This window comes from Micromonospora sp. DT229, assembly GCF_049844505.1.
Taxonomy (GTDB): domain Bacteria; phylum Actinomycetota; class Actinomycetes; order Mycobacteriales; family Micromonosporaceae; genus Micromonospora.
In genome coordinates, this window is sequence record NZ_JBNCLD010000044.1 from 1 (window position 1) to 4,906 (window position 4,906).

Genomic DNA, 4,906 nt, shown 5'->3' on the forward strand with positions numbered 1-4,906 from the left:
GTTCGTGGCGGTGGTGGAGTCCGCACTCGACCTGGTCCATCAACCGGCCATCGAGGGGCTCGTCGCCTGAGTCGCGGGGGGGGGGGCCGCACCGGGGGCCCCCCCCGCCACCGGCTTGTGCTGTGATCAGGGCAGATCGCCCGCTTCGGCGATGATCAGGGCTTGGTGCTTCCCGGCCCGGCCCAGTCGGTCCCGCCCGGCCCGGCCCAGTCGGTGCCGTCCTTGCCCTTGCCCGGCACCTCCCCGACGATTCCCTGGGCCTGAAGCTGAGCCAGGGTCGCGGCGTCCACGTCCACCGAGTCACCGGCCGAGTGGGTGACGCCGTTACCGTCGGTCCAGTCGCTGCTCAACATGACGTACACCATGAGGCTGTCCCCCAGATAAACGATCAACGAATCGGCTTCTGAATCTAGCCGTTGCGCCACGCACCGCACTGCTCGGAGGAGTGTCCACAAACCAACAGCCCGGTACCCGACACTCCTCTGGGCAGCGATACTCGGTCCTGCCCCCGGCAATCAGGGCTCACCAGTGGAGGGTGTCATCGCCACTCAGTGTGATCGTTGTGGACGCACCGCCACCGATGGTGACCGCTTCTGCGGTGGTTGCGGAGCGGAGCTGGGTGCCGTCTGCCCACACTGCCTACGCCCGCTGGCGGCGGATGTCGCCTTCTGCACCTCCTGCGGGGCGCCCCGGGCCGGTAGCGGTCGGGCCCCGGCGATCCCCCAGGAGGACCGCCGTCGGGTCAGTGTGCTCTTCGTCGACCTGATCGACTTCACCCCGTACGTCGAACGGGCCGACCCGGAGCTGGTCCGGGGGATGCAGACCGGGTTCTTCTCCGCCGCCCGGCGGGTGGTCGGCCAGTACGGCGGGGTGGTCGAGAAGTACATCGGTGACGCGGTGATGGCCCTGTTCGGGGCGCCGGTGGCCACGGAGACGGACGCGCTGCGGTGCGTACGGGCCGGGTTGGAGCTGCAACGGGTGCTCACCCGCTTCGCCCCCACCGGCACCGACGGGCTGCGCTTCCGGGTCGGGGTGGCCACCGGTGAGGCCCTGGTCGACGTGGCCGCCGCCCGCGACGGCGGACAGGCGATCGTGGCCGGGGACGTGGTCAACACCGCCTCCCGGTTGCAGTCCGTGGCACCGCCGGGCGGGGTGCTGGTCGACGGCGCCACACACGCGCTGACCCGGGACACCATCCGCTACGACGAGCAGCCCCCGGTCACCCTGCGCGGGCGTTCCGCCCCGACGGAGGTGTGGCTGGCCCTGGCCGCGGTACGCCAGCAGCCCGCCGACCGGGAACCGGACGCCACTCCGCTGATCGACCGCGAGCATGAGCTGGGCATGCTGGTCAATGCCCTGCACCGCAGTCTGCGCGACCGCCGCCCTCAGGTGGTCACCGTCTTCGGGCGGGCCGGCATCGGCAAGAGCCGGCTGGTCCGGGAACTGCACCGGCACACCGCCCGGCTGGTGGACGAGCCGCTGACCTGGCGCATCGGGCGCTGCCCGCCGTTCGGGGAGAATGTCACCTTCGCCGCGCTGGCCGACATCGTCAAGGCCGAGGCGGGCATCCTGGACACCGACCCGGCCGGTACGGCCGCCCAGCGGCTGGCCGCGGCCGTGGAGGAGTTGGTCGGCCCGGGCGAGCGGGAGCGGGTGGTCGACGCCCTGCGCCCGCTGGTCGGCCTGGCCGGCACCCCCCTGCCGGCCGAGGAGGCGGAGTCCTGCTGGCGCCGGTTCCTGCTGGCCCTGGCCGCCCGCCGCCCCACCGTGCTGGTCTTCGAGGATCTGCACTGGGCCGACGACGCCATGCTGCGGTTCGTGGAACTGCTCGGTGCGGCGGCCCGGGACGTGCCCCTGCTGCTGCTCTGCACCGCCCGCCCGGAACTGGTCGACCGGGACCCGAGCTGGGCGGGGACGATCACCGGTTCGGTGACCATCACCCTGCCGCCGCTGCGGGACACCGGCATCGCCGCCCTGTACGCCCACATGTTCGGCCAGGCGGCCTTCTCCGCCGACCTGCTCACCCCGCTGGTCGAGGTGGCCGGGGGCAACCCGCTCTACGCCCACGAGTACGTCCGGATGCTGATCGAGCAGGGGGCGCTGCGCCAGTCGGGGCGGGGCTGGTCGCTGGAGAAGCACCTGGACCTGCCGATGCCGGAGAGCGTGCACGCGGTCATCGCCAACCGGATCGACCTGCTCGACGCCAAGGACCGGGCGGTGCTGCTGGCCGCGGCCGTGGTCGGGGTGCAGTTCTGGCCGGGCGCGGTGGCGGCGGCGGTCGGCCAGTCGGTCGAGGCGGTCGAACGGGCCCTGCGCCGGCTGGAGCAGCGGGACTTCGTCCACGAGCAGGGCGCATCCACCATGGCCGGTCAGCCGGAGTACCGGTTCCGGCACGTGCTGGTGCGCGACGTCTGCTACCAGCGGCTGCCGCGTACCGAACGGGTGGCCCGACACGAGCGGACAGCCGACTGGCTGGACACCCTGTCGCAGAGCCGGGACACCGACCTGGCCGAGGTGCTGGCCCACCACCGGTGGGCGGCGCACGAGATCGCCCGGTCACTGGACATGGACACCACCCGGTACGCCGGCCCCGCCCGCGCCGCACTGCACCGGGCGGCCCGCCGGGCGTACGCCCTGCACGGGTTGGACGCCGCCGCCGGGCACGCCGGCCGTGCCCTCGGATTAGCCGACGACTCCGACCCGGTGGGCCGCCTGCAACTGGAACTGCTCAGCACGGAGATCTCGTTCTACCGGGACGGCAACGCCTTTCTGTCCAGCGGCGGGCCGGAGCAGATGCAGACCCTGGCCGACCGGCTGCTGGCCCACGGCGACGAGGCGTGTGCGGCGCGGGCCTGGACCCTGCTGGGCCAGGCGGCGTGGCTGCGCGCCGACCGGCAGGCCGCCCTGGCCTGCCTGGACCACGCCGTACGGTTGTTCGAGCCGCTGCCGGACAGCGCCCAGAAGGCGGACGCCTACGCCGAGTTGGGCCGGTTGCACATGCTCAACTACGAGCGCGACCCGGCGGTGGCGGCGGCGGACACGGCCGCCCAGATCGGCGAGCGACTAGGGCTGACCGAGATCCGCACCAACGCCCGGATCACCGCGGCCACCGCCCGCTACCAGGCCGGCGACCGGTCCGGCCTGGACGAGTTGTACGCCATCGTCGAGTTCAGCCGGGCCCGGCAGTTGCTGGCCCTGCCCCGGGCCACCCAGAACCTCGCGTACGCGGTCCGGGAGGAGGGCGACTGGCTGCGCTCCAACGCCCTGCTCTCGGCCGCGCCGGCCCGGACCGCCAGCGGGCAGACCCTGACCACCAGCTACTCCGGGGAGGCGATGCGGGCCTGGTTCGAGGGAGACTTCGACCGGCTGCTGGCCGCCGCCGAGGCCTTCGTGCACACCCCGACCGGCAGTTGGGACATGCAGGTGCGTGGGCTGCGATCCTGCCTGCTGGTGCTGCGCGGCCAGCCGGTGCCGACCGCCGCCCCGCCGACCGCCCCGGAGACCCGGTCGGCCTCCGGCATCACCCCCCTGGCGGCGGGACAGCCCCCGCCGCCGTACGACGACGTGGCGGCCGCACTGGACACCGCTCGGCGTAGCGGCTTCCACCGGCTGCACTGGACGATGCTGGCGATGGGCGCGCTGTGCCGGGCGGTGCAGGGGCGCACCGACGAGGCCGCCGCCCTGGTCGACGAGCTGGCCGAGGCCTGGACGAAGGTCCCGGCGCTGGCCAGCGGCGAGTGGATCGCCGCAGCCGGTTGGGCGGCCACCCTGGCCGGTCGCAAGTGCGCCGCCCGGGTACGCGCCATGCTGGACCAGGTCGGTCACCGTACCCCCTGGTCGGAGGCGGCGCTGCGGACCGTGACGGCCGCCCTGGCCGGTGCCGACGGCGACCACCGGCACGCCGCCGAGCTGCACCTGGCCGCCGCCGAGATCTACGCCGGCATCCCGGACGTCACCGACCGGATGTTGTCGTTGACCTTCGCGGTACGGGAGCTGACGGCCGGCGACGACCCGACCACGGCCGCTCCCCTGCTGACCGAGCTGCGCGCCTTCGCCCACCGCAACGCCGCCCCGGGTCTGCTCGCCCTGGCCCACCCCCCGGCCCACCCGCCGGCCGGCGCGCAGCCGCTAGCCAGCTGACCGCGCACTGCCCATGGAACTTGACATTGATCGCAACCATGGAGATCAGGATTTCCACGAGGATTACCCCCAGCGAGATCCGGGTCGCCCACAGAGCTGGCAGATACCGCTGAGCAAACAGCCGGGAGACCTTCAATAAATTGAAGGCCTCCCGGCTTCATCGCGCAATGCCTCTTCAGATACGACGACAGTCTCGGCAGGCGTCAGCTGGCCAACTGCCGTGCGTCAAACCATGATTCAGGGCTCGACAATGAAGTCGACCACCGACGGCTTGAGGGCGGAACTTCCTCCATCATCAACGGCAACAACTACGCGGATAGACTCACCGATGTCAGGTAGCGCATACGCCACCACGTTGTACGTGACACCGTCCACCACCTCGGCAGTCCGGCGAGATTCCTCCAACAATGGCTCCAGTTCGCCGAAGCTCATCAGCTGCAATTCAGCCAGACGACCCTCACCAATTCGTTGCGCGACTAAAGAATTCAAGAGTCTCCCCACTTCCCTCTGGTCCGCATCGCTGACGGGGCAGCCACACTACCAGAAAACTGGGACGCGATAGGTTCGATGACTTCCCTTCCTACCCGGCCGCCACACATCAACCTGGAAGTGCTTGCGGTTCCCCATCCGTCCGAAGGGGTGCGGCTTACGGTCGTACCCGACTCGCCACCCCACTTTCTTTCCCTTGTACTGAAGTAATCTCAGCGACTTTCCGGTAGGTATTTGTATTCGAAGTGGGTCAGGTGCAGGGCTGCGGCGATGATGT

At 71.2% G+C, this 4,906-nt stretch carries 3 protein-coding genes; 1 reads left to right on the forward strand and 2 read right to left on the reverse strand.

Annotated elements, in window-relative coordinates:
* Window positions 1-155: 155 nt before the first annotated feature.
* The gene (locus ACLQ2T_RS29145; protein ID WP_425769558.1) at window positions 156-392 is read right to left on the reverse strand and encodes a hypothetical protein; all 237 of its coding nucleotides are present in this window, start codon (window positions 390-392) and stop codon (window positions 156-158) included.
* 136 nt (window positions 393-528) lie between these two features.
* Between ACLQ2T_RS29145 and ACLQ2T_RS29150 the strand changes: the two genes are divergently transcribed.
* Complete coding sequence (locus ACLQ2T_RS29150) at window positions 529-4,140, forward strand: ATP-binding protein (protein ID WP_425769559.1); 3,612 nt, start codon at window positions 529-531, stop codon at window positions 4,138-4,140.
* A 237-nt stretch (window positions 4,141-4,377) separates the two neighbouring features.
* Here ACLQ2T_RS29150 and ACLQ2T_RS29155 read toward each other — a convergent pair whose 3' ends face one another.
* Window positions 4,378-4,629 (reverse strand): hypothetical protein, encoded by a 252-nt coding sequence (locus ACLQ2T_RS29155; protein ID WP_425769560.1) that lies wholly within the window; start codon window positions 4,627-4,629, stop codon window positions 4,378-4,380.
* Window positions 4,630-4,906: the final 277 nt, after the last annotated feature.